This window comes from Roseomonas sp. BN140053, from assembly GCF_047690175.1.
Taxonomy (GTDB): domain Bacteria; phylum Pseudomonadota; class Alphaproteobacteria; order Acetobacterales; family Acetobacteraceae; genus Roseomonas.
The window spans coordinates 1-1,041 of the sequence record NZ_JBLLEB010000095.1; the positions used below are offsets into that span (position 1 = coordinate 1).

The 1,041-nt window shown below is 64.0% G+C and carries 2 tRNA genes and 2 rRNA genes; all 4 read left to right on the forward strand.

The features are described 5' to 3' along the window. Positions 1-59 (forward strand): 16S ribosomal RNA (locus ACLIBK_RS25540); the annotation flags it as partial. A gap of 303 nt (positions 60-362) precedes the next feature. Then, a tRNA-Ile gene (locus ACLIBK_RS25545) sits at positions 363-436 on the forward strand. Positions 437-459: 23 nt separating this feature from the next. Next, positions 460-532: transfer RNA gene (locus ACLIBK_RS25550), tRNA-Ala, on the forward strand. Positions 533-916: 384 nt separating this feature from the next. Next, positions 917-1,041, forward strand: a 23S ribosomal RNA gene (locus ACLIBK_RS25555); the annotation flags it as partial.

Here is a 1,041-nt window from a genome sequence, read left to right on the forward strand (position 1 = left end):
CTGGGGTGAAGTCGTAACAAGGTAGCCGTAGGGGAACCTGCGGCTGGATCACCTCCTTTCAAGGACGAGGTTCGTGGGGTCTGGACGTGCGAGAGCACGTTTGGGGCTGCGGATGGTCCTGATTTTGCCACCCAAGAAAAACGCTCTCTCAACGATCGTTCGGTGCCTGGGCCGTGAAGGCTCGTCCCGAGGCAGGTTGGTGAACCGGCCACGCAGTATGTCCGGGGATGGATCCGGAGCTGTCGTGACGGATGGCGGCGAGGGCCCACGATCAGCGGTGTGAACCGCGGCTCGTGGAGCGCCAGCCGCGCATCCTTCCTGGGATCCTGTTGGATGGCAGGGTCCGGGATGGTGGGAAGTTGGGGCCAGTAGCTCAGTTGGTTAGAGCACACGCTTGATAAGCGTGGGGTCGGAGGTTCAAGTCCTCCCTGGCCCATGCTGGTCCACAAGGTTCGGCGCGGGGGCGTAGCTCAGCTGGGAGAGCACCTGCTTTGCAAGCAGGGGGTCGTCGGTTCGAACCCGATCGCCTCCATGGTTGCGCGGCGGTGTTCCGGTTGAACGGCGCAGGTGCCGGTAAGAGATGATGTGCCAGGGGCTGCAAAGCCCGGCGCATCGTGTTTCCAGTGAACCCCGATCGGGTGATCCCCGCGTGCAGCCCCGGCCTTGTTGGCAGGGCGCGGCGTGCCGGGTGTTCCTGGTGATCTTTGACAGGTGAAGAGGATTGAGTGTGTGAAGCGGCCCCGGCCGGTTCCGTCGCGAGATGGAGCGAGCGGGGGTTCGCGAGTGAGTGCGAGTGTTCTCGGTGAGTGCGCCGTTTGTCCGATTGGACATGCGGGCGAGAGCGGGCGAGTGGCCTGGCCCGAAAGGGTGTGGCGACTGGCGCGGTTTGGTCCTGCGTGCGGGCTGCGGTGATGAGTATGAGAGACTGAAGGGCGTTCGGTGGATGCCTTGGCGCCAGAAGGCGATGAAGGACGTGGCACGCTGCGAAAAGCCGCGGGGAGATGCGAGCGATCGTTGATCCGCGGATGTCCGAATGGGGAA